This is a genomic window from Pseudomonas sp. LBUM1658 (assembly GCF_059716055.1).
Genome location: NZ_CP166798.1, coordinates 3,543,051 through 3,566,037 on the forward strand (window position 1 = coordinate 3,543,051; position 22,987 = coordinate 3,566,037).

Genomic DNA, 22,987 nt, shown 5'->3' on the forward strand with positions numbered 1-22,987 from the left:
GCTTACTCCGTCGTAACCTGCCGGCCACTTCCTTCGAGGGCGCTGCCGTCGAGGGCGCTGCGCAGGGTGTGCCAGGCCAGGGTGGCGCACTTGACCCGCACCGGAAACTCCCATACCCCGGAAAGCACCGCGAGTTTGCCGAGCTCTCCGGGCGTCACCCTGGCGTTTGGGCCTTCGGTGAGCAGCGTATGCACGCGGACAAAGAGTGCCAGCGCCTCCTCCGGCGTCTGCCCCTTGACCGCCAGGGTCATCAAGGATGCCGAGGCTTGGGAGATGGCGCAGCCGACCCCCTGGAAGCCGATGTCCTCGATCACGCCATCCGCGACCTTGATATAAATCCTCAGCTGATCGCCGCACAGCGGATTGAAGCCCTCCGCCGTGCCGGTAGCGTCCTCGAGTTTGCGGAAATTGCGCGGGCGCTTGCCGTGGTCGATGATCACATCCTGATAGAGGTCGCGCAGTTCGTCGCCGCTCATCGGAACACCTCCTGGACCTTGGCCAGGCCGGCCACCAGCGCATCGATATCCTGCTCGGTGCTGTAGCAGCCGAGCGAGGCGCGGGCAGTGGCGGCTACACCGAAGCGCTTCATCAGGGGCTGTGCGCAGTGGTGCCCGGTGCGTATGGCGATCCCCTCGCGGTCGAGGATGGTACCGATATCGTGGGGATGGATGCCGTCGAGGATGAATGAGAGGACCCCGACTTTCTCAGCCGCGGTGCCGATCAACTTCAGGCCGGGCACCGCCGTCAGTGCCTTCGTCGCGTAGGCCAGCACGCTTTGCTCGTGGGCGGCGATCGCCTGCGGCCCCAGGGCGCGGATGAACTCGATCGCGGCGCCGAGGCCAATCGCCCCGGCCATGTTCGGCGTGCCCGCCTCGAACCGGTACGGCGGTTTGTTATAAATAGTCTTCTCGAAGCTGACCGAGAGGATCATGTCGCCGCCGCCCTGGTAAGGCGGCATGGCTTCGAGCAGCTCGTGGCGGCCATAGAGCACGCCGATACCGGTGGGACCGTACATCTTGTGGCCCGACAGCGCGTAGAAATCGCAGCCCAGTGCGCGCACATCGACCTTCTCGAGGTGGGGGGCCGCCTGGGCTCCGTCGACCAGCACCCGTACGCCCCGGGCATGGGCGAGTTCGACAATGCGCCGGATCGGGTTGATGGTGCCGAGCACATTCGAGACATGGGTCACGGCCACCAGCCGGGTCCTGGGCCCGATCAGCCGTTCCAACTCATCGAGCAGCAGCTCGCCATTGTCATCGATGGGGGCCACCCGCAACCGGGCACCGGTTTGCTCGCAAAGCATCTGCCAGGGCACGATGTTCGAATGGTGCTCCATGGCGCTGATCAGCACCTCGTCACCCGCGTGGAGCTGCGCCTTGCCATAGGTTTGCGCCACCAGATTGACCGCTTCGGTGGTGCCGCGGACGAAGACGATCTCTTCGACGAGTTCGGCATTGAGGAAGCCCTGGACCTTGGCCCGAGCCTTCTCGTACTCCTCGGTAGCGCGCACCGAGAGGTAGTGCACGCCACGGTGCACGTTGGCGTTCTCCTGCAAAAAGAAGTGCGACATCGCTTCTATCACCGCCAGCGGCTTTTGGCTGGTGGCAGCGCTGTCGAGGTAAACCAGCGGCTTGCCATAGATCTGCTGGGAGAGGATCGGAAACATCTGGCGCACCCGCTCGACGTCGTAGCCTGACCCAGGGTCGAGCTGTTTCGGTAGCGCATGAAGGCTGCTTTCGATATCACTCATGGCGACACCTCGAGGCTGCGCAACTGCGCGCTGACCAGTTGCTCCACATGGGCCCGCAGCGGCTCCAGGTCAATCAGTTCGAGCATCTCGCTGACAAACGCAAAGGTCAGCATCGACCGCGCCGCCGCCAGGGAAATTCCCCGCGAGCGCAGGTAGAAAAGCGCCTGCTCATCCAGTTGGCCGACGGCGGCACCGTGGGCACACTTGACGTCATCGGCAAAAATTTCCAGCCGTGGCTGGGTGTTGACCTGGGCCACCTCCGACAACAAGAGATTCTTGTTGGTCTGACTGGCATCGGTCTTCATCGCCCCCGGGTGCACGATGATTCGCCCGTCGAAGATCCCATGCCCGCGACCATCGATCACGCCTTTATAGAGTTCGCGGCTGGTGCAGCGCGGTGCCAGGTGCTCGATAGTGGTCTGGTTGTCCAGATGCTGCTTGTCCCGTGGCAGGTACAGGCCGTTCAGGGCAACCTCGGCGCCGGGCCCCTCGAGCGCGACCCGCACCTCCTGCCGCGCCAGCGCCGCGCCCAGTACCCAGGAATGCGCGGCAAAGTGGCTGCCCTGGGCCTGGCGTACGCTGAGCAGCGCGATATGGAACGCTGCCGAGCTCTCGTTCTGTAGTGTATAATGCTCGAGCGCAGCACCTGCGTCGAGTACCACCTCGCTGACGGCATTGCTGAGGTAGACCTCGCCTTCGCCGCCAAGGTGGCTTTCCACCAGGGTCGCGCGGCTCCCTGCGCCCACCCGCACCAATGCCCGTGGATGGGTTATCAGTGGCGTGGCGCCCGGGACCGAGAGGAACACCAGATGGATCGGCTCTTCGACCGTCGTGTGAGCGGGTATCTGCACCAGGGCTCCGTCCTCGGCGAGGGCCGCATTGAGCGCGGTGAACGCCTGCGGCTGCGTGCGGAATGCATGGGAGAACGGCGCTTCGAGCGTCCCGCTGTCGGCACGCAGCAGCGTCGCGAAATGGGTCACCCGGGAATCTGGGGGGAGCGCCGCAAGCACCGAAAACTCAGCAGCGAAATAGCCGTTGACGAATACCAGTCGCGGGCCGCCGTAGTTGCCGATGAGCCGCTCGATGCTGGCGTCGGACAGGCCCCGGCTCGCGCCCGGCCTGGCTGGCTGGAAAGGGGTTTCCAGGATGGGCGCGACCCGTGTGTACTTCCAGGCCTCGTCCTTGGCCGTAGGAAAGCCGTGCTCGGCCACCCACTGGAACGCTGCGCTGCGCAATTCCCGCAGCCAGGCAGGTTCCCGGTCGTTGGCCCTGGGCTCAAGCTGCGCGAGAAACGCTACGCGGGCCTGCGTATTCATGGTGTAGCTCCGGCCACGGGCGGCGCCTGTTCGTAGCTCCCATAGCCATGCTTCTCGAGCTCGACGGCCAGCTCCTTGCCGCCGGACTGGACGATCCGGCCGTTGGCCATGACGTGCACGCGATCGGGGACTATGTAGTCGAGCAGTCGCTGGTAGTGGGTGATGATCAGTAGCGCACGATCCTTGTTTCGCAGCGCGTTGACGCCCGCCGCGACTATCCGCAGCGCGTCGATGTCGAGGCCCGAGTCGGTCTCGTCGAGGATCGCCAGTTTGGGTTCGAGAATCGCCATCTGGAAAATTTCGTTGCGCTTCTTCTCGCCACCGGAAAAGTCGACATTGACCGAGCGGTTCATGAAACTCTGGTCCATTTCAACCAGCGCCATGCGCTCCTTGGCCAGCGCGAGAAAATCCAGCGCGTCGAGCTCCTCGAGCCCGCGCTGCTTGCGCACGGCGTTGAGGGCCGTACGCAGAAAATAGAGGTTGCCGACGCCGGGGATCTCCACCGGGTACTGAAATGCGAGGAAGATACCGGCGACCGCCCGCTCTTGCGCCGGCATGCCGAGCAGATCCCGGCCTTCGTAGAGCACCTCGCCGCTGACCTCATAGGTGTCGAGTCCCGCCAGCACCTGGGCCAGGGTGCTTTTGCCGGAGCCGTTCGGCCCCATGATCGCATGCACCTCGCCGGCGGCGACCCGCAGCGTGATGCCCCGCAGGATTTCACGGCCTTCGACGCTGGCGTGCAGATCATTGATCTCGAGCATGCTCCACCCCGGGCCTCAGCCCACGCAGCCCTCCAGGCTCACGCCCAGGAGTTTCTGGGCTTCCACCGCGAACTCCATCGGCAGTTCCTTGAGCACCTCGCGGCAGAAGCCGTTGACGATCATCGGCACCGCGTCCTCTGCGCTGATGCCGCGCTGGCGGCAGTAGAACAGCTGCTCATCGCTGATCTTCGAGGTGGAGGCCTCGTGCTCGACCTGGGCACTCGGGTTCTTCACCTCGACATAGGGGAAGGTGTGGGCGCCACACTGGCTGCCCAGCAGCAGGGAGTCACACTGCGTATGGTTGCGCGCACCGGTCGCGCCCTTCTGGATCTTCACCAGGCCGCGGTAGGTGTTCTGCCCATGGCCGGCGCTGATTCCCTTGGACAGGATAGTGCTGCGGGTGTGCCGGCCGATGTGGATCATCTTGGTGCCGGTGTCCGCCTGCTGGTGGTTGGCCGTCAGGGCCACCGAATAGAACTCGCCGACCGAATAGTCGCCCTGGAGAATTACCCCCGGATACTTCCAGGTGATGGCGGACCCGGTCTCGACCTGAGTCCAGGAGATCTTCGAGTGCGCGCCTGCGCATTTGCCGCGCTTGGTAACGAAGTTGAAGATGCCGCCGCGCCCCTGCGCATCGCCCGGGTACCAGTTCTGCACCGTGGCGTACTTGATCCGCGCGTTATCCAGCGCGACCAGTTCGACCACCGCCGCGTGCAACTGGTTATTGTCGCGCATCGGCGCGGTGCAGCCCTCCAGGTAGCTGACGTAGGCGCCCTCCTCTGCGACGATCAACGTGCGCTCGAACTGGCCGGTATCGGCGGCGTTGATGCGAAAGTAGGTCGACAGCTCCATTGGGCAGTGCACACCCTTGGGTATATAGCAGAAGGAACCGTCGGAAAACACCGCCGAATTCAGCGTGGCGAAGAAGTTGTCGCTGTAGGGAACCACCGATCCCAGGTATTTGCGTACCAGCTCCGGATGGTTCTGCACGGCTTCGGAGAAGGAGCAGAAGATCACTCCGACCTCGGCCAGCTTGTGCTTGAAGGTGGTCGCCACCGAGACCGAATCGACCACGGCATCCACCGCGACGCCCGTCAGGCGCTCCTGTTCGGCAAGCGAGATGCCGAGCTTGCCAAACATCTCCCGCAGCTCGGGATCGACCTCGTCCAGGCTATTGGGCCCTGGCGTTTTCGGCTTGGGCGCCGAGTAATAGATGATGTTCTGGTAGTCGATGGGCTCGTAGTGGACATTCTGCCAGCTGGGCTCGCGCATCGTCAGCCAGTGGCGATAGGCCTTCAAGCGCCAGTCGAGCAGCCACTGCGGCTCATTCTTCTTCATCGAGATCAGGCGGATGACGTCTTCGTTGAGTCCGCGCGGTGCCGTGTCGCTCTCGAGATCGGAGACGAAACCGTATTTGTACGCCTGGCCGCTGAGTTCGCGGATCCTGGCATTGTCAGTACTCATCGCTGACTCCTCCTGCTGCTGGCAGGACGATTCGACTTTTTTAACTATACTCCATCCCTTTATCTCGCGGCGCGTGCGAGATCGTCAAGATCGCAGCCTGTGGCAGCTCCTACGGGGATAGTGTGTATTCGGCAGATCTATGCCGAACACGGTGATTGCCGGCATTGTGCAGATCTTTCTGCCAATCACGGTCGGCGTAGGAGCTGGCGCAGCCTGCGATCTTTTGGCGGTTCTGCAGATTGCCGAGAATCAAGATCAAAAGATCGCAGCCTGCGGCAGCTCCTACAAGGGCATCGCGTACGCCAGAAAACAGGCCGGCTGTCAGGCCGCCTAGCGCGCATCAAGCATCCCCCGCCTCCCGCAGCAGAATGTCATTACCGTCCACCCGAACCTCGAACCGCTCGACGTGATAGGCCGATTCCGTGAGGCATTCGCCACTGATCACATCGAACTCGTAGGCATGAAAGGGACAGGTCACGACGCTGCCACACAGCGTGCCTTCTCCCAGAGGACCGTCCTCGTGCGGGCAGGTGTTATGAATGGCGAAATACTGGCCATCGACATTGAACAGCGCGACAGGCGTTCCCCCCAGGTTCACCGTCTTGCCGGTACCCGGTTGGATATCGCCCACGCAGGCGACCTTGACGAATTCACTCATGGTGCCACTCCCGGGATGCAACCGGCAGCCCGCTCTTGAATTTCAATATAGCACCCAGGTTTCGCTCGCCGAGACTTGCGCATAGCAGCAGTAGTCTAAGCTAGGGGTAGCTCAGATTCCGTGGTATGCGGGCGGTGTAGGAGCTGCCGCAGGCTGCGATCTTTCCGGGCTCACCGCTGATCTGCGGGAAGATCGAAAAATCGCAGGCTACGCCAGCTCCTACAGGTATTGCGTACATCCGGCCATTAGCGGCTGCAGGCGTACAGGATCTGCGTATATCCGAAAATTCAAACAGGCCCAAACATTTCACGCAGGACTGACGTGATGACCGAGCCCCTCCTGACTTTCGAACAACTCAAGCGCGCCGCTGCCTCCGGCGAGATCGATACGGTGCTGGTGTGCATGGTCGATATGCAGGGACGACTGGTCGGCAAGCGATTCCAGGTCGAGTTTTTCATCGACAGCGGCCATGAAGAAACCCACTGCTGCAATTACTTGCTGGCCGACGACATCGACATGGAACCGGTGCCGGGTTACGCCGCTGCCAGCTGGAGCAAAGGTTATGGCGACTTTGTGCTGAAACCCGACATGGCCACGCTGCGGCGCGTGCCTTGGCTTACGTGCACGGCGCTGGTGCTCTGCGACGTGCTCGATCACCACCACAGACGCGACCTGCCCCACAGCCCACGGGCGATCCTGAAAAAGCAGATCGAGCGCCTGCGCGAGCGCGGTTACACCGGCATGTTCGCCTCGGAGCTGGAGTTCTATCTGTTTGACGAGAGTTATCAGGCCATCCACGAGCGCAATTACCACAAGCCGAAGACCGCCGGCCACTACATCGAGGATTACAACATCCTCCAGACCACCCGCGAGGAGCCGGTGCTGCGGGCGATTCGCAAGCATCTGCAGGCATCCGGCATTCCCGTGGAGAACTCCAAGGGTGAATGGGGCCCGGGCCAGGAAGAGATCAACATCCGCTATGCCGATGCGCTGACCATGGCCGACCACCACGTCATCATCAAGCACGCCTGCAAGGAGATCGCGCAACTGCAGGGCAAGGCGATCACCTTCATGGCCAAGTGGCGCTATGACGCCGCCGGCTCCAGCAGTCATGTGCACAATTCGCTGTGGGACAAAAATGGCAAAAAGCCGCTGTTCTTCGATCCCAAGGCCGAGTTTGGCATGTCGAAGCTGATGCGCGCCTGGGTGGCCGGGCAGCTCAAATACGCCAACGACATCACCTGTTTTCTCGCGCCCTATATCAATTCCTACAAGCGTTTCCAGGCCGGAACCTTTGCGCCGACCCGGGCGGTATGGAGTCGGGACAATCGCACCGCCGGCTTTCGTTTGTGCGCGGAAGGCAGCAAAGCCATCCGCATCGAATGCCGCATCGGCGGCGCCGACCTCAACCCTTATCTGGCCTTCGCCGCCTTGATCGCCGCGGGCCTGGCCGGTATCGACGAGAAGCTCAACCTCGCGCCGCCCTTCGAGGGCGATGCCTACCTCGATGAACACTTGCCGGAAGTGTCGAAGACTCTGCGCGACGCCTGCGCCGCGCTCCGGGCCTCGAGCATGTTGCGCGAGGCGTTCGGTGATGAAGTGATCGACCACTACGTGCACACCGCCGAATGGGAGCAGAAAGAGTACGACCGGCGGATTACCGACTGGGAACTGCAGCGCGGTTTCGAGCGCTATTGAGAACAGCATGACTTCGATGATTCAACTCATCTCACCGGTCGATGGCCGGGTCTACGCCGAACGCCGCTGCGCCGATGCTGCACAGATCGACCAGGCGCTGGCGGCTGCCGAAGCTGCCCAGGCACAATGGAAACGCCGGCCACTGAGCGAACGCGCCGCCTTCTGTAGCGCCGCGGTGGACGCGATGCTTGCCATGAAGGCTGAAATCGTGCCGGAACTGGCCTGGCAGATGGGCCGCCCGGTGCGCTTTGGCGCTGGCGAACTGCGCGGGTTTGAAGAGCGTGCCCGCCATATGATCGCCATTGCGCCTGAAGCGCTGGCAGCGCTTGAACCCACGCCTATCGCGGGTTTTCGGCGCTGTATCAAACGCGAGCCGCTGGGTACGGTATTGGTCATCGCTCCCTGGAATTACCCCTACCTGACGGCAGTGAATACGATCATTCCGGCGCTGATGGCCGGCAACAGCGTCATCCTCAAACATGCTTCGCAAACGCTGCTGGTCGGCGAGCGCTTCGCCGAGGCCTTTCGCCGCGCCCATCTGCCTGAAGGGCTGTTCCATAACCTGCTGCTCAATCATGTCTATACCGGGGCGACCATTGCCTCTGGACGCGTGCAGCAGGTGAACTTCACCGGCTCGGTCGAAGCCGGCAAGACCATGGAACACGCGGCCGTCGGAGGTTTCCTCGGTGTGGGCCTGGAGCTCGGCGGCAAAGACCCGGCCTATGTACGGGCAGACGCGAACCTCGAACACACGGTGGAAAATCTGGTGGACGGCAGCTTCTTCAACTCCGGGCAGAGCTGTTGTGCCGTCGAGCGCATCTATGTCGATCAAAAAATCTACCCGGCCTTTGTCGAGCGCTTCGTTTCCTTGACGGGCCAATACGTGCTCGGTAATCCACTGGACGAAGCCACCACCCTCGGCCCGCTGGTCACACCGAGCGCTGCTGAATTCGTTCGGGTTCAGATCGCCGACGCACTGTCCAAGGGCGCCAGGGCACTGATCGATCCGAAGGCCTTTCCCGCAGACGCGCCGGGCAGCGCCTACCTCGCGCCGCAGGTGTTAGTCGACGTTACCCATCAAATGTCAGTCATGCGCGAGGAAAGCTTTGGTCCAGTGGTCGGCATCATGCCGGTGGCCAGCGACGACGAAGCCATCGCCTTGATGAACGACAGTGAGTTCGGGCTCAGCGCGTCCATTTGGACCCAAGACCTCGCCGCCGCCGAACACCTGGGCAACCAAATCGACACCGGCACGGTTTTCATGAACCGCTGCGACTATCTGGACCCGGCCCTGGCCTGGACCGGAGTGAAGAACAGCGGGCGCGGCGTAACCCTGTCGCGCCTTGGCTACGAGCATCTGACCCGAGCCAAATCCTTCCATCTGCGCCACGAGGTGTAGAACATGAGTCTGACTGGAAACTGGAACTACCCCACGAGCATCCGTTTCGGGGTCGGCCGCATCGCCGAGCTGGCCGAGGTCTGTCGCAGCCAGGGTATCCAGCGACCGTTGCTGGTCACCGACAGTGGCCTGGCACGCGTCCCGATCACCACGGCGGCGCTGGACACCTTGCGCGCCGCCGGCCTTGGCGTAGCGCTGTTTTGCGACCTCAAGCCGAATCCGGTCGAAGCCAACCTGGCGGGTGGGCTCGACGCCTGGCGCGCAGGCAAACACGACGGGGTGGTCGCCTTCGGCGGTGGCAGCGGCCTGGATATGGGCAAGCTCATCGCCTTTATGAGCGGCCAGACTCGACCGGTCTGGGATTTCGAAGACATCGGCGACTACTGGACTCGCGCCGACGAAACCCGCATCGCCCCGGTCATCGCGGTGCCGACCACCGCGGGGACGGGTTCCGAGGTGGGCCGTGCGGCGGTGATCATCGATGAGCGTACCCACACCAAACGCATCATCTTCCACCCGAAGATGATGCCGCGGGTGGTCATCAGTGACCCGGCCCTCACCGTCGGCATGCCGGCAAAAGTCACCGCCGGCACCGGCATGGATGCATTTTCCCATTGCCTGGAAGCGTACTGCGCCCCCGGTTTTCATCCCCTGGCGGACGGTATCGCGGTGGAAGGCATGCGCCTGGTCGCCAATGCCCTGGTACGGGCGGTACACATGCCCTCCGACCTCGAGGCGCGCGCGCAAATGCTCGCGGCTGCCGCGATGGGTGCCACCGCCTTCCAGAAAGGTCTGGGCGGGATGCACGCGCTCTCGCATCCGGTGGGCGCCCTGTACGACACCCATCACGGCATGACCAATGCCACCTTCATGCCCTATGTGCTGCAGTTCAATCGCTCGGCCATCGAAGAACGCATCACTCGCCTGGCGGCCTATTTGCGTCTGCCCTCCCCGGGCTTCGACAGCTTCCTGGCCTTCGTCCTCAAGCTGCGCAAGGACATCGGCGTGCCGCATACATTGGTTGAGCTGGGGGTGGATGACGGGCAGGCCGAGCTGATCGCGGACATGGCGATTGTCGACCCCTCCGCCAGCGGCAACCCGCTGCCATTGACCCGGGATGGCGTGGCAAAAATTTTCGCAGCGGCTTACCACGGGCGTCTGTAGGAGCGGAGCTTGCTCGCGATGGACGTTAACGATAACGCGTGTTTTCTGAATAAACGCGTCGCCCTTGAGTCCATCGCGAGCAAGCTCAGCTCCTACAAAAAACCAAGGTCGCAGCCTACGGCGGCTCCTACCTCGTTTTACGATAGCTGCCGATCAGTTCGGCCCGTATCAAAACCTGACAAAGGGCACACATCATGAGTCCAGCAAGCCAACCGGGCACCAGCGCGCCGCAAGACGATGACGTCAAGGTGTTGCACAGCATGGGTTATGCCCAGCAACTCTCGCGACGAATGGGGGTTTTCTCCAACTTTGCGATTTCCTTTTCGATCATCTGCATCCTTTCCGGTGGCATCAACTCACTGGCACAGGGCACTTCGGGCGCGGGCGGCGCGGCGATCGGCATCGGCTGGCCACTGGGCTGCCTGATCTCCGGGGTTTTCGCCATGGCCATGGCGCAGATTTCTTCGGCCTACCCCACCGCTGGCGGGCTCTATCACTGGGGCTCGATTCTCGGTAACCGCTTCACCGGCTGGCTGACGGCCTGGTTCAATCTGCTGGGGCTGGTGACGGTGCTCGGCGCAATAAACGTCGGTACCTATTACTTCTTTTTCGGAGCCTTCGGACCGGCTCTGGGAATGGAAGACAACACCACCACACGGGTCATTTTTCTGGCCATCCTGACCGGCATCCAGGCCTTATGTAACCACTTCGGCATCGGCCTGACCGCGAAGCTCACTGACTTCTCGGGCTATCTGATCTTCGCCACGGCAATCGCCTTGACCATCGTTTGCCTGATCGCAGCACCCAGCTATGAGTTCATCCGGTTGGTGACCTTCGGCAACTATTCCGGCGAGACCGGTGGCAACGTCTGGCCAGAAGTTTCCAATGGCTGGATTTTCATGCTTGGCCTGCTCTTGCCGATCTACACCATCACCGGCTATGACGCCTCCGCGCATACCTCGGAGGAGACCCGGAATGCGGCTATATCGGTACCGGTCGGGATGGTCATGTCGGTGGTCTGGTCGCTGCTGTTTGGCTGGCTCATGCTCAGCTCGTTTGTGTTGATGCTGCCAAGCATGGATGAGGCGGCAACCCATGGCTGGAATGTGTTCTTCTGGGCGATGGACACGCAGGTTAATCCAACCGTCAAGATGGCGCTGTACCTGGCGATTTTCATCTCGCAGTTTCTCTGCGGGTTGGCGACCGTGACCTCGGTCTCACGGATGATTTTCGCGTTCTCCCGTGACGGCGGCCTGCCCTGCTCGACAGCACTGGCCAAGGTCTCACCCAAGCATCGCAGCCCGGTGGCAGCAATCTGGACCGGCGCCACGCTCGCAGTGCTGTTCGTCTGGGGATCTTCCGTGATATCGATCGGCGAAACCCCGGTGTACACCATTGTGGTTTCCTGCACGGTGATCTTCCTGTTCTTCTCTTTCATCATTCCCATCGTGCTGGGCCTGTTCACCTATGGCACCCCGAAGTGGCCGACCATGGGACCTTGGAACATGGGGCGCTGGTTGTACTCATTCTTCGCCATCCTCTCGATCCTCTCCATGGTGCTGATCTTCATCATCGGCATCCAGCCGCCGAACGATTGGGCGCTGTACATCACCATCGGTTTTCTGGTGTTGACCGCCATCGTCTGGTTCGCCTTTGAGGCCCGGCGCTTCCAGGGCCCACCCATGGGCGAGATGATCATCAAGCGCCAGGCAGAAATCGCAGCGGCGGAAGAGGCGTTGAATAAACAGGCGGGAAGCTGATCGTCACGAAACGGTCGGTTAACGCGATTCTTCAGTCTGATGACATTTTGTGGCGAGGGAGCTTGCTCCCGCTCGGCCGCGAAGCGGTCGTAAAGCTTGCACATGCGGTGTGCCTGACAGAACCAACTTGCAGGTTTTAGGGCCGCTTCGCGCCCCAGCGGGAGCAAGCTCCCTCGCCACAGGGAATGTGCTCGACGCTCAACCCTCACCGGGTTTTAAGGTAGGTACCTATCAGCTCCGCCTGTGCCAATACATGACCGTGCATGGCGCTTTCCAGTTGGGCCTTGGTGGGCAGCTTCAGGTCCGGCAAGACCGTGTCCAGCGCGTAGAGCTTGTGAAAATATCGATGGGTGCCAATAGGCGGACAAGGTCCACCATAGCCGACTCGCTGCCAGTCGTTGAGCCCCTGTAGCGTGCCGGGCGGCAGCGCGTGCAGGTCTTCAGGCAATCCGGTTGTCCCGGCGGGCAAGTTATAGAGCAGCCAATGGACCCAGGTCATCCTGGGGGCCGCGGGATCTGGCGCGTCCGGGTCGTCCATGATCAGTGCCAGACTCTGGGTGCCTGACGGTACACCACTCCAGGTCAAGGGCGGAGAAACATCCTTGCCCTCACAGCTGTAGAGCAACGGTATCGGACCCTGGGCAGGAAAAGCGGGAGATTCGAGCACGAATGGCATGGCCGTTACCTCTGTTTGGAATGTGGTCCAACTGATGAAGCGCATTGCCTGGTTTTAGGTATCAATTGTAGGAGCGAGCTTGCTCGCGATGGACTCAAGGCCGGCGCGTTTATTCAGAAAACACGCGTTATCGTTAACGTCCATCATCGCGAGCAAGCTCGCTCCTTGGGTGCCCGCTTAACTCCCCTCGCCACAGGTTTTGCATTCACTCATGTGCCCTACCCCCCATGCACCAAGCGGAACACCTCGTCGATCTGCATGTAACGGTCCTGGCTGACCCGCCAGTATTTCTGGCCCTCGGTGCTCATCAGGAATCGGCGCCGCCGTTCCAGTCGGTCGCGGCCCGTCACGCCTTTCAACATCACATAGCGTACTTCGCCACGGGGGCCGAGCAGTACGGTCGAGCCGCCTTGATAGGTAAACGCCGGGCCCAGTTCGCAGGCCTTTACGTGGCGCTGCTGAGTGATTTCCGCCACCAGGTCGAAGGTGACGCTCTGATCGGGACCGACTCGCCGGGAGGTGCGGATCGACTGAATGCACGGCAGGCTGACGCTGTCGCCTTGCAAACGCGGGTCATCCGCCGCAACCAGGCCGAACTCGGCCCGGTGTTCGGGCCTGCTCACATACAGCCCCAGCACACCGGCCTGGCGGCGCAGCTCCTGGGGACTGGCGCAATGCGCCGGATCCCCTTCAAAACGCAGGGAGGCAAAGTCCAGAGCGGACACCGGTGGCAGGTGTATCCGCGGCGGGCACCATAACAAGGCGTCTTCCGAGAGGCTGGTGACGTTGCGCGGGTAAATATTGCGCCGCCGGAAGCTGTCGATGATCGCTCCGCGGTAGTCCCATGTGTCATCCGGCACCACGTCGTGATCGGCGGTGATCAGCGCCCGCAGGTAGTCGCCGAAATTGATCGCCGTGGGCGGGCAATAATCGATGGCGCGGATGCAGATCGTGAGGAACTGGCGGGCCAGCTTACTGGCCTTTTCTGCCAGCAGCACCTGCAAGTCGTGGGGCATGTCACCAGGCGGGAGTATTCCGGCGCCGTTGGTGGCAAGGCGGATGTAACGTGCGATCTTGCGCTCGAAGATCTGCGCAAAGGCTTCGAACAGCGCACTGACCAGAATCGATCCCAGTTCGTGCACTTCCATGTCCGGCTGGTACTGTCGCGGTTGCTCGATATTGCTCTCTATCGCGCTGCGCAGCGGGCCGTTCTGGCCGGTGGTGTGACCAAACTGCTGAGCCAGCTGAGTCAGCAGGCTGGCTTGCAGCAGATTGCCTTTGCACCGGCGGATCGAGGCGATCAGCACTTCCCGGTAGCTGAAGTGCTGGAAAATCGCCACCAGATCGGCGAACGCTTCATGGAAGGCCGGCACGTCCGAACTCAGTGGCAGGCTGAAGCAAGGGCGCAGGCCATCGAGCAGCGCATGGGTGACTTCGTGGGAAATGATGTCGTGGGACAGGCAAGTGAAGACGTAGCCGCCCGGCAGTGATCGATCGCTGGGGGTGGCGCTGGCCTTGAAATAGCCAAAGCGGATCTCGCCGCCCTGGCGGCCTTTGGTGTAGTAAGCGTTGCAGTTCTCGCCGTAATGCGGGTGCAAGGTCAGCGACATGGGTTGCTGGTCATTGCCGAATCCCCAACTCGGATCGCGTCCCAGCGCCAGCTTGAAGGCCATGTAGACGTTGCTGCTGACGGCATAGACCATCTGCTGGTGAAAACGCGGGTCCGATGGCGAAGGTTCATAACCGTTGGCGATCAGCACACTGAGTTCATCCAGGTCAGCCTGGCGATACTCCAGGCCGAGCTGGGTATTGCGATGTTCGACCCGGAACAGACCACCGCAGGGGCCGACGGTCAGTGGTTCGAAAGGCACATTGAGGGTGCCGATGGCGCCTTCCAGGCGGCGCACCGAAGGGTCCACCGTATAGATCCGCAGCGGTCGGTACAACGGGTCTGCGGGTTGCCGTTGATAGGGTGGGCTCGGCATCCAGGCGAATGACTCCGCCAGGCAGAAGTCGACCCCTTCGCCAGGGCGCTTGGGATCCTGTGGCACGCTCGATTACCTCTTGCCCAGTTGACTGTTCAGCTGCTGCAATTGCTGCAGGATCTGCATCAGCACGGCATGGTCAGCCTCTGTCTGGCGCCCCGGCCCGGCCATGCTGACGTTCTGCAGCGGCTGCAGCAGCACCGCGGCTTTGGCGTTGTCGTTGCAGTCGAGCTTGGGATGCTGACGGGCTTGCGCGCCGAAATCGCTGACCACCCGCTGGGTGAATTGCTCATGGGTGACCTGACTGCCCTCGTCGAGCACCCGGGTGGCGCGCAGGGTGAACTCGCCATGGCCGTCGCTTTCCCACGCCACTTCATCGTCCTGGCAGGCGGCGAACTTGACATCGCGCATCTGCTGCGCCCCGCCACTGTTCATGCCACTGGAGGTACCGCCGTGGGCCTGGCGAAAGAGCGCATGGGCGCGATTGATTTCCTCGGTGGGCGGCACGAAACGCTTGCGAACGTCTCGTCCCAGTGGTCGCTGGTTGACGCCTCCGACCGCAAAACGGGTATTGCTGCCCGAATGACAGCAGTCCATGAAGCAGGTGAGGTTCACCCCATCCGGCAAGCGGGCGAAGATCCCGGCGATGTCATCGTCGATGTACAGCGCGCCCGTGGCAAAGTCCACCGGACACAGCGCTTCGTCATTGCCATCGGCTTCATCGCCATTGAGGTCGGCGACAAAGGTTCCGTGGCCGGAATACTGGATGACGATGACATCCCCGGCCCGCGAGTCAGTGACCATCTCGCGAATGCTTCGATCGATCGCCTCGCGGGTGGCCTGGTCGTTGAGCAGCATCTGGATCGAAAAGCCGCGTCTGCTCAGGGATTGCGCCCACATCTGCGCATCGGCGACACAACCGGCAAGCCGATGCTCCGGTTCGGGGTAATCATTGATCCCGATGCACAACGCCATGCGCCGGCCACCGGCTGCCGCCACCGCGGAGCCGATGACCTGGACCGCAATCGGCGACGCCGGGTAGCGTGGCGGCGGTGCACTCGAGGCATTCTGGCGCCACTGTTCGAAGCCTTCCGGCCAATCGACTTCATCGGTCCAGGCCCTTGCCTGAGAAAGCGCTTTGGCCCGCGGATAGGGGTTGATCTTGCCGGCATCCGGTAGACCGAGAATGCGCAGCAAGGCGCTGTTCATGGTGACCGGGTCATCGTCGAAGCCGCCATGGGAAGTCGACTGGCTGGCCGAGCGCCCGGTGTCCGCGGCTGTCTGCGACCAGATCACTTCACCCGGCCCGCTGTTCTTGCCGTCGAGGCAGAACAGCTGCTTGAGCAGCGGATCACCGCGCAGGCTCTCTTCGAGCCCGAGAATCGGCGTGCTGCGTTTTTCCTCCAGTCCATTGAAAATCAGGTAGAGCAGCGACTTGCGATAAACCCCGGCGCAATCGTCGTCTTTCTCGAACTGCTTTTTCATGGTGAAGATGGTGATCTTCTCCGCCACCTCGCCCTTGTGCAGCAGCTCCAGCAGATGCTGCTTGAAGGTATCGACCCGCACCGCTGGCGCGAGAAATTGCAGGGTGGCGAATTTCGGTACTCTGAGGTGGTGTGCGGCGGTCAGGAAATGACAATGAAAAATCGACCCGGCACTGTGGCCCATCCCATGCAGTTCGACACTCTCGGGATGAGCGTCACAAAACTGCTTGAGCTTGCCGGCCACGTACCAGCCGCCACCCTCCACCGGGTCGGCAGCCCGTTCGGCGCTGAACTTCATCCCGCCCCAGATACTTTCCCCGCCCAGGGCTCGCGCCGCGCCTTCGATCAGCAGGTCCGAACTGAAGTCGGCCAAATCCCGAGTCGCGCCCGGCCAGGCACGCTTGAGCAGGCTGCCGATGGTCTCGTAGAAACCGGTCCGCCAGATGAAATAGATCGGATAAATTCCATTGCTCAGCCACCACGCCACATGCTTCTGGGCAATTTCCAGACCGCCGGACTTCGAGATCAAGCCGCCATGGGCATACAGCAATACGCGCAGCTTGCGATTCTCGCGCTTCGCCACGGCCAGGGCCTCGACCAGATGCTCCTCGAAGATCGCATCGACGTCGGCCGCTGAAGTCGTGACCTCGCCTTCGCTGGTAAATCGTCCCACGCTGAGGTTGACCAGGTGCGGCTGCAGCGCGGCCAGTTGCCCGGGGGTCAGTCCCTGACCGCGCGCAGTTGCCGGCAGATCCCTTTGCCCGTCGGTGGACAGCGTCTCCTGCTCATCATGAGACAACTCGGCATCCGCCGGATCGGTACCCCTGGGCGTGCGTGACAGCGCATCAATGGCGTCGCGCAGGATATAACCCTGCTCACCGGGAAAGGGCCCCTCCTCCGGTTCAGTGACGCCACGCCCCAGGCTCTGGCTGGCTATCTGCTCGCGCAGGCTCTGCACCTCGGCCAGAATCTGCGAGTAGTCCAGGCTGCTGCCCGGGCAGGACTTGCTGGACATCATGTTATGGAAGCGCAGGCTTTCCAGCGGCAGGTCGAATTTCTCCTGGACCAGGGCAACCACCCGCAGTGCCGTGTCGCGTTGCTGGCCATCGAAGGGGTCACGGCCCTGATCAAAATCTCCGATCATCTCGAACATGAACGGCCCGAACGAGGCGTTGCCGTTATGCCCCGCCGCGCTCGCCGGAGGCTGGTTCCAGTTGCGCCCCAGCCAGATGAAGCCCTGGGGATCAATGGTGACGTGCTGGGCTATATCGCTCCAGCGATTGGTCTGAGTGTGGTACCGCCACATGCCGACTATCGTTTCATGCCCCTTGAAATCCCGTCGGCTCGGTCGCCAGGTGTGATGCATGTGCACCGCATTGATTTTGCGACTGAAGGGATATTGCGCAAGCAGCTGCGCGAACTGCTCCAGGCTGAGCCTGATAAAGGTGGGCGTCGACATGATAGAAAACCTCTGGGGCAAAGGTTAATCAAGATGACACTGAAGGAAACTCTAGGTGGGAATGGCTCTTTGTCCATTTATAACCAGACGGGCCCGTCACTTTGGCCTCGCCAAGCGGCTGTTTCGGGTATAGCTGGCAAAGTCCCGAGCTGCCCCAAAACAAGCCACCGCCAAACTCGCATCGCACCTTTCTGGTTCAATTCGTCTGGCTGGGCATGCCCACACTTGTAGGAGCGAGCTTGCTCGCGATGGACTCAAGGGCGGCGCGTTTATTCAGAAAACACGCGTTATCGTTAACGTCCATCGCGAGCAAGCTCGCTCCTACAAGAGATTGAGTACATCCGTTGATTCGCAGGGGAAGCAGCTCGATCGAAGCTGGCATGGAATGTGCTCTACACCTTGTACACCTCCCGAGTGGTCACTGCTGACCACCTGCCTGCAAAGGCCCGGGACGGGTGAACCGGGCAACGTGGCCGCGGCTTTCACCCCATCACACACGAATGAATACCAGGCAAAGGCGCCTGGAGCTGCTAGTCGGCTCCAGGCGTTTTTTTTTGGTTTTTTTGGCCATGCCAAGGCAGCGGCTTCGACTGAGGAAAGGCAATGAACGCTATCGTCACCCCGATCAAGAGCGAAACATTGGTTGTCATCGGCAACGGCATGGTCGGTCATCATTGCGTCGAGCAACTGATCGAGCACGGTGCCCTCGCCCACTATCACGTACATGTGTTCGGTGAAGAGCGCCAGCGTGCCTACGATCGCGTGCACCTCTCGGAGTACTTCGGCGGCCGCGATGCCGAGTCCCTGGCCCTTGGCGAGGCCGATCTGTATGCCCGCCACGGCGTGCACCTGCAACTCGAGGTGCAGGTGCTGGAAATCGACCGCGAGCGCAAAGAAGTGGTCACCAGTGCCGGACGCCAGGCCTACGACCGCCTGGTGCTGGCCACCGGTTCCTATCCCTTCGTGCCGCCGATCCCCGGTGCCGAAGGCCGTTCGCGCCTGGTCTACCGGACCCTGGACGACCTCGACGCAATCCGCGAGGCTGCCGCCAATGCCCGTCGTGGCGTGGTGGTCGGCGGCGGCTTGCTTGGACTTGAAGCCGCCAACGCGCTGAAATCACTGGGCCTGCAAGCCCATGTGGTCGAATTCGCCCCACAGCTGATGCCGGTGCAACTGGACGCCTTGGGCGGTGACGCGCTGAAAGCACGAATCGAGGCCCTGGGGGTCGGCGTACACCTCTCCCGGGCGACCAAGGAAATCGTCTCCGGTGAAGACTATGCCTATCGCATGAACTTCAACGATGGCGAGTTCCTCGAAACCGACCTGATCGTGTTCTCCGCCGGCATCCGCCCGCAGGATGCGCTCGGCCGTAGCGCCGGGCTGGAAGTGGCCGCTCGCGGCGGCCTGGTGGTGGACAATCATTGCCGCACCAGCGACCCCGAGATCTTTGCCATCGGCGAGTGCGCCTCCTGGAACGGCAGCATCTTCGGTCTGGTCGCGCCCGGCTACAGCATGGCGCGCAACGTGGCCGCGCAACTGGCCGGTGAGCACTATGAGCCGTTCACCGGCGCCGACATGTCGACCAAGCTCAAGTTGCTGGGGGTAGATGTCGGTTCGATTGGCGATGCTCACGCCGCCACGCCGGGTGCCAAGAGCTACCGCTTCATCGACGAAGCCAGTGCCAGCTATCGGCGTCTGGTGGTCTCCGCCGACGGCAAGCACGTGCTCGGCGCGGTACTGATCGGCGACAACAGTTACTACGACACCCTGCTGCAGTACGCACAGAACGGCATCGCGCTGCCCAAGGATCCGTCGAGCCTGATCCTGCCGCTGTCGGACGGCGCGCCGACGCTCGGCGCCGATGCGCTGCCGGATACCGCGACCCTCTGCTCCTGCCATAACGTCAGCAAGGGCGCGGTGTGCTGCGCGATCGACGCCGGCTGCACCGACCTCGGTGAGCTCAAGGGCAAGACCAAGGCCGGCACCGGCTGCGGCGGTTGCAGCGCGCTGCTCAAGCAGGTCTTCGAACACGAACTCAGCGCCCGTGGCGTGGCCGTCGACAAGAGCCTGTGCGAACACTTCGCCCATACCCGTCAGGAGCTCTATGCCCTGGTGCGGGTGGAAGGGATCATCAGCTTCAACGAACTGCTGGCCAAACACGGCCGCGGCCACACCGGCTGCGATATCTGCAAGCCGGCGGTGGGCTCGATTCTCGCTTCGTGCTGGAACCAGCCGATCATGGATCCGTCGCTGGTGTCGCTGCAGGACACCAATGACACCTTCATGGCCAACATGCAGAAAAACGGCACCTACTCGATCATCCCGCGCATCGCCGCCGGCGAGATCACCCCGGACAAACTGATCGCCCTCGGCGCCGTGGCGAAGAAATACGACCTCTACACCAAGATCACCGGCGGCCAGCGCATCGACCTGTTCGGCGCCCAGCTGCACCAACTGCCAGACATCTGGGGCGAGCTGGTCGAGGCTGGCTTCGAGACCGGCCACGGTTACGGCAAGTCGTTGCGCACGGTGAAATCCTGCGTCGGCAGCACCTGGTGCCGCTACGGCGTGCAAGACAGCGTGGGCATGGCGCTGCTGCTGGAGAATCGCTACAAGGGCCTTCGGGCACCGCATAAATTCAAGCTGGCGGTGTCCGGTTGCACCCGTGAGTGCGCCGAAGCGCAGAGCAAGGACATCGGGGTGATTGCCACCGAGAAAGGCTGGAACCTCTACGTCTGCGGCAACGGCGGCATGCGCCCGCGTCACGCCGAGCTGCTGGCCACCGACCTGGATGACGCAACCCTGCTGCGCTACGTCGACCGCTTCCTGATGTTCTACATCCGCACTGCCGACAAACTGCAGCGCACCTCGGTCTGGCGCGAAAGCCTGGAAGGCGGCCTCGATTACCTCAAAGAGGTGATCATCGACGACAGCCTGGGCCTGGCCGCCGAGCTGGAATCGCAGATGCAGCTGGTGGTCGACCGTTATGAATGCGAATGGGCCAACGCCATCAACGACCCGGAAAAACTCAAGCGCTTTCGCACGTTCGTCAACGACAAGCGCGGCGACCCGGACATCCATTTCGTCAAGGAACGCGGCCAGCGCCGGCCCGTACACACCAGCGAACTCCACTTGATTCCCGTTACCGAGGAGGTGCTCTGATGAGCCAGTCAAACGTCGTCCGTATCGAACCCCAACGCGCCAATCAAAATCCTGCGTTGTGGCAGGCGCTGTGCAGCCGTGAGGATCTGGTGGCCAATTCCGGCGTCGTCGCCTGGCACGAGGGCACCCAGGTGGCGCTGTTTCACCTGCCGGACACCCAGGGCAAGACCCTCTACGCCATCGACAACCGCGACCCGAAATCCGGAGCCAATGTCATCGGCCGCGGCATAGTCGGCAGCCTCAAGGGTGAGCTGGTGATCGCCTCGCCGCTGTACAAGCAGCACTTCCGTCTCGAGGACGGCAGCTGCCTGGAGTATCCGGAGCAATGCCTGCGGGTCTGGCCGGTACGGCTGAACGGCGATGTGGTGGAGATTGGCGTGAGCAGCGCGGGTTAACTGTCCGCCCTGTCGCCCTCGTTAACAGCACTGGAGAAATCCCGATGAAAAGCGTTGCGCAACTCCTGAAGTTAAAGGCCCGGCAAAACCGGCAAGTCCATACCATCGGCCCTGAGCAAATGGTGCTGGAAGCCCTGAAGGTGATGGCGGAAAAAAATGTCGGCGCGCTACCGGTGATCGAAAACGGCCAGGTGGTCGGGGTGATCAGCGAACGCGACTACGCACGCAAGATCGTGCTCCAGGGACGCTCCTCGGTCGGCACCCCGGTCCGCGCAATCATGAGCGCGCCAGTGGTGACGGTGGACTCCAGCCAAAGCATCGAGCAGTGCATGGGTGTCATGACCGACAGCCATCTGCGCCACTTGCCGGTGGTGGAGAACGGTCAGCTGCTCGGCCTGCTGTCGATTGGCGACCTGGTCAAGGAAGCCATCGTCGAACAGGCCGATCTGATCCGCCAGTTCGAACAGTACATTCGCGGGGATTGGACCGACCTTTCCATCGAGCAGTACAGCCGTAACATACCCACCTGAGAGGCATGCTTTCAAAGGTCGAACCGATCGATCGCCCTGCGCCGCTCGTTGTCATCCCGAACATCGTAATTCGCGGTGGTCTGGATGTTGGTGTGATGGGCGAGCTTTTGCGCGATCGACAAGTCGTGCTCTTCGATCACTCGGGTGATGAATGAACGACGAAAATCATGGGGCATGATTTTCACCCCGACCTGGGTGCCGCGTTGCCGGGCAATGTAGTAAATCGCGTGTTTGGTAATGCGCTCACGGGTGATATGACTGCCGCGGCGAATCCGGTTGAACAGAAACGGATCGTCCTCCTGTCCTTCGACCAGGTGCGAGCGGCGAAACTCCAGCCACGCATCCAGCTTGGCGAAGGCCCAGGTCGGTGCGTATTTGATCAGTTCCTTGTTGCCTTTGCCGGTGACTCGCAAGCTGCGCTCATTGAAGTCGATCTGCTTGAGTTCCAGGTTCACCGACTCGGATTTGCGCATGCCTGAGCCATACAGAATCGCAATCACCGCGGCGTCCCGCAGTCCCTGGGGACGTGGGTCGGCGGCACAGACCGCCATCAGGTCCTGGATCAGCGTGCGCTTGAGATTGCGCCCCTGGGACAGCCGTGTGCCGGCGATGGCCTTGACCGAGCGCATTTTCAACAGATGGTCCTGGGTGATCAGGCTCAGGCGCCACGCTTCGTTCATCACCCCGCGCACGGCGTTGACGTACAAGGACGAGGTGTTGGGTGCATAACCATCGGTGCGCAAGGCAGCGACCAGTGCGATGACGTCGCCAGGTTGCAGGTCATGCCAGGGGATTTCTTCGATATTGACCTCGTCGAAACCCAGCCGGTCCGCAGCATCCTGCAGCACATAACGCATGGTCAGCCGACTGGAGGGCGCCAGACGCGCCAGGTACAGCGTCAGCGGATTATCGTGGCCTTTTGCGGCGCTTGAGGTACTTGGTGATTCGGTATCGGGTAGATCAATCAAACTGAACAGGCCTTAAATGAAAATAGTTCAACCGGATATTGTAGGAGCGAGCTTGCTCGCGATGAACTCAAGGGCGGCGCGTTCATTCAGACAGCACGCGTTATCGTTAACGTCCATCGCGAGCAAGCTCGCTCCTACAGGGGGCGCGTTTAGTCAGAAAACACGCGTTATCGTTAACGTCCTTCGCGAGCAAACGGAACGCCGCCCGGCTGCTCCTTGGTGTTCAGACTAGTTGAGCGAACTTAATGCAATGAAGGTTTTTTCTCTGGGAAAAGTCGCCGTAGCGGCGACCCCGAACCTTAGCTGTCTGACTCGCGGATATACAGCTTTTTGCCTGGTTTTTTCGGTTTTCCGACCA

Annotated in this window: 18 protein-coding genes; 8 read left to right on the forward strand and 10 right to left on the reverse strand. The window is 61.8% G+C overall.

Going from position 1 to position 22,987, the window contains the following annotated elements; translation table 11 throughout:
- Positions 1 to 2: 2 nt before the first annotated feature.
- From sufU to sufB, 5 genes are read right to left on the reverse strand one after another with little or no spacing between them, the layout of a single operon-like run.
- Positions 3 to 476 (reverse strand): Fe-S cluster assembly sulfur transfer protein SufU, encoded by a 474-nt coding sequence (gene sufU, locus ACA064_RS16175; protein WP_497669010.1) that lies wholly within the window; start codon positions 474 to 476, stop codon positions 3 to 5.
- A complete protein-coding gene (locus ACA064_RS16180) occupies positions 473 to 1,750 on the reverse strand; it encodes a SufS family cysteine desulfurase (RefSeq protein WP_497669011.1) in 1,278 nt (425 codons plus the stop codon). The genes sufU and ACA064_RS16180 overlap by 4 nt, the downstream gene beginning before the upstream one ends.
- A complete protein-coding gene (gene sufD, locus ACA064_RS16185) occupies positions 1,747 to 3,066 on the reverse strand; it encodes a Fe-S cluster assembly protein SufD (RefSeq protein ID WP_497669012.1) in 1,320 nt (439 codons plus the stop codon). Before sufD ends, ACA064_RS16180 begins: the two co-directional genes overlap by 4 nt.
- Positions 3,063 to 3,827 carry a Fe-S cluster assembly ATPase SufC gene (gene sufC / locus ACA064_RS16190; protein ID WP_497669013.1) on the reverse strand — a complete coding sequence of 255 codons (765 nt, stop codon included), beginning with the start codon at positions 3,825 to 3,827 and terminating at the stop codon, positions 3,063 to 3,065. The genes sufD and sufC overlap by 4 nt, the downstream gene beginning before the upstream one ends.
- Before the next feature lie 15 nt (positions 3,828 to 3,842).
- Positions 3,843 to 5,291 carry a Fe-S cluster assembly protein SufB gene (sufB, locus tag ACA064_RS16195; protein ID WP_497669014.1) on the reverse strand — a complete coding sequence of 483 codons (1,449 nt, stop codon included), beginning with the start codon at positions 5,289 to 5,291 and terminating at the stop codon, positions 3,843 to 3,845.
- Positions 5,292 to 5,430: 139 nt separating this feature from the next.
- Here sufB and ACA064_RS16200 point away from each other — a divergent pair, with 139 nt between their 5' ends.
- Positions 5,431 to 5,625, forward strand: coding sequence for a hypothetical protein (locus ACA064_RS16200; protein WP_497669015.1), 195 nt, complete (start codon positions 5,431 to 5,433; stop codon positions 5,623 to 5,625).
- 6 nt (positions 5,626 to 5,631) lie between these two features.
- Here ACA064_RS16200 and ACA064_RS16205 read toward each other — a convergent pair whose 3' ends face one another.
- The gene (locus tag ACA064_RS16205; RefSeq protein WP_497669016.1) at positions 5,632 to 5,949 is read right to left on the reverse strand and encodes a Rieske (2Fe-2S) protein; all 318 of its coding nucleotides are present in this window, start codon (positions 5,947 to 5,949) and stop codon (positions 5,632 to 5,634) included.
- Between the two features lie 324 nt (positions 5,950 to 6,273).
- Here ACA064_RS16205 and ACA064_RS16210 point away from each other — a divergent pair, with 324 nt between their 5' ends.
- The 4 genes from ACA064_RS16210 to ACA064_RS16225 all read left to right on the forward strand — a co-directional run bounded on the left by ACA064_RS16210 (position 6,274) and on the right by ACA064_RS16225 (position 11,970).
- Positions 6,274 to 7,647 (forward strand): glutamine synthetase family protein, encoded by a 1,374-nt coding sequence (locus ACA064_RS16210; RefSeq protein WP_497669017.1) that lies wholly within the window; start codon positions 6,274 to 6,276, stop codon positions 7,645 to 7,647.
- A gap of 7 nt (positions 7,648 to 7,654) precedes the next feature.
- Positions 7,655 to 9,046 (forward strand): aldehyde dehydrogenase family protein, encoded by a 1,392-nt coding sequence (locus ACA064_RS16215; protein WP_497669018.1) that lies wholly within the window; start codon positions 7,655 to 7,657, stop codon positions 9,044 to 9,046.
- A gap of 3 nt (positions 9,047 to 9,049) precedes the next feature.
- Positions 9,050 to 10,210 carry an iron-containing alcohol dehydrogenase gene (locus ACA064_RS16220; protein WP_497669019.1) on the forward strand — a complete coding sequence of 387 codons (1,161 nt, stop codon included), beginning with the start codon at positions 9,050 to 9,052 and terminating at the stop codon, positions 10,208 to 10,210.
- A gap of 194 nt (positions 10,211 to 10,404) precedes the next feature.
- Positions 10,405 to 11,970 carry an amino acid permease gene (locus ACA064_RS16225; RefSeq protein ID WP_497669020.1) on the forward strand — a complete coding sequence of 522 codons (1,566 nt, stop codon included), beginning with the start codon at positions 10,405 to 10,407 and terminating at the stop codon, positions 11,968 to 11,970.
- A 205-nt stretch (positions 11,971 to 12,175) separates the two neighbouring features.
- Here ACA064_RS16225 and ACA064_RS16230 read toward each other — a convergent pair whose 3' ends face one another.
- The 3 genes from ACA064_RS16230 to ACA064_RS16240 form a co-directional block, all read right to left on the reverse strand.
- On the reverse strand, positions 12,176 to 12,646 hold the full coding sequence (locus tag ACA064_RS16230; RefSeq protein ID WP_497669021.1) for a YbhB/YbcL family Raf kinase inhibitor-like protein: 471 nt from the start codon (positions 12,644 to 12,646) through the stop codon (positions 12,176 to 12,178).
- Positions 12,647 to 12,864: 218 nt separating this feature from the next.
- Positions 12,865 to 14,697, reverse strand: coding sequence for a hypothetical protein (locus ACA064_RS16235; RefSeq protein ID WP_497669022.1), 1,833 nt, complete (start codon positions 14,695 to 14,697; stop codon positions 12,865 to 12,867).
- Between the two features lie 6 nt (positions 14,698 to 14,703).
- Positions 14,704 to 17,574 carry a caspase family protein gene (locus ACA064_RS16240; protein ID WP_497669023.1) on the reverse strand — a complete coding sequence of 957 codons (2,871 nt, stop codon included), beginning with the start codon at positions 17,572 to 17,574 and terminating at the stop codon, positions 14,704 to 14,706.
- Positions 17,575 to 18,177: 603 nt separating this feature from the next.
- Between ACA064_RS16240 and nirB the strand changes: the two genes are divergently transcribed.
- From nirB to ACA064_RS16255, 3 genes are read left to right on the forward strand one after another with little or no spacing between them, the layout of a single operon-like run.
- Positions 18,178 to 20,736 (forward strand): nitrite reductase large subunit NirB, encoded by a 2,559-nt coding sequence (nirB, locus tag ACA064_RS16245; protein ID WP_497669024.1) that lies wholly within the window; start codon positions 18,178 to 18,180, stop codon positions 20,734 to 20,736.
- A complete protein-coding gene (gene nirD, locus ACA064_RS16250; RefSeq protein ID WP_497669025.1) occupies positions 20,736 to 21,131 on the forward strand; it encodes a nitrite reductase small subunit NirD in 396 nt (131 codons plus the stop codon). The genes nirB and nirD overlap by 1 nt, the downstream gene beginning before the upstream one ends.
- Before the next feature lie 44 nt (positions 21,132 to 21,175).
- On the forward strand, positions 21,176 to 21,661 hold the full coding sequence (locus tag ACA064_RS16255) for a CBS domain-containing protein (protein WP_497669026.1): 486 nt from the start codon (positions 21,176 to 21,178) through the stop codon (positions 21,659 to 21,661).
- A gap of 11 nt (positions 21,662 to 21,672) precedes the next feature.
- On the opposite strand, the gene ACA064_RS16260 is transcribed toward ACA064_RS16255, so the two are convergent.
- Positions 21,673 to 22,629 (reverse strand): site-specific integrase, encoded by a 957-nt coding sequence (locus tag ACA064_RS16260; RefSeq protein ID WP_497669027.1) that lies wholly within the window; start codon positions 22,627 to 22,629, stop codon positions 21,673 to 21,675.
- Positions 22,630 to 22,987: the final 358 nt, after the last annotated feature.

Excerpts from the sequence above, each read along its gene's own strand:
- sufU (WP_497669010.1), bottom strand. The coding sequence starts at position 476 with ATGAGCGGCGACGAACTGCGCGACCTCTATCAGGATGTGATCATCGAC.
- ACA064_RS16180 (WP_497669011.1), bottom strand. The coding sequence starts at position 1,750 with ATGAGTGATATCGAAAGCAGCCTTCATGCGCTACCGAAACAGCTCGAC.
- sufD (WP_497669012.1), bottom strand. The coding sequence starts at position 3,066 with ATGAATACGCAGGCCCGCGTAGCGTTTCTCGCGCAGCTTGAGCCCAGG.
- sufC (WP_497669013.1), bottom strand. The coding sequence starts at position 3,827 with ATGCTCGAGATCAATGATCTGCACGCCAGCGTCGAAGGCCGTGAAATC.
- sufB (WP_497669014.1), bottom strand. The coding sequence starts at position 5,291 with ATGAGTACTGACAATGCCAGGATCCGCGAACTCAGCGGCCAGGCGTAC.
- ACA064_RS16200 (WP_497669015.1), top strand. The coding sequence starts at position 5,431 with ATGCCGAACACGGTGATTGCCGGCATTGTGCAGATCTTTCTGCCAATC.
- ACA064_RS16205 (WP_497669016.1), bottom strand. The coding sequence starts at position 5,949 with ATGAGTGAATTCGTCAAGGTCGCCTGCGTGGGCGATATCCAACCGGGT.
- ACA064_RS16210 (WP_497669017.1), top strand. The coding sequence starts at position 6,274 with ATGACCGAGCCCCTCCTGACTTTCGAACAACTCAAGCGCGCCGCTGCC.
- ACA064_RS16215 (WP_497669018.1), top strand. The coding sequence starts at position 7,655 with ATGACTTCGATGATTCAACTCATCTCACCGGTCGATGGCCGGGTCTAC.
- ACA064_RS16220 (WP_497669019.1), top strand. The coding sequence starts at position 9,050 with ATGAGTCTGACTGGAAACTGGAACTACCCCACGAGCATCCGTTTCGGG.
- ACA064_RS16225 (WP_497669020.1), top strand. The coding sequence starts at position 10,405 with ATGAGTCCAGCAAGCCAACCGGGCACCAGCGCGCCGCAAGACGATGAC.
- ACA064_RS16230 (WP_497669021.1), bottom strand. The coding sequence starts at position 12,646 with ATGCCATTCGTGCTCGAATCTCCCGCTTTTCCTGCCCAGGGTCCGATA.
- ACA064_RS16240 (WP_497669023.1), bottom strand. The coding sequence starts at position 17,574 with ATGTCGACGCCCACCTTTATCAGGCTCAGCCTGGAGCAGTTCGCGCAG.
- nirB (WP_497669024.1), top strand. The coding sequence starts at position 18,178 with ATGAACGCTATCGTCACCCCGATCAAGAGCGAAACATTGGTTGTCATC.
- nirD (WP_497669025.1), top strand. The coding sequence starts at position 20,736 with ATGAGCCAGTCAAACGTCGTCCGTATCGAACCCCAACGCGCCAATCAA.
- ACA064_RS16255 (WP_497669026.1), top strand. The coding sequence starts at position 21,176 with ATGAAAAGCGTTGCGCAACTCCTGAAGTTAAAGGCCCGGCAAAACCGG.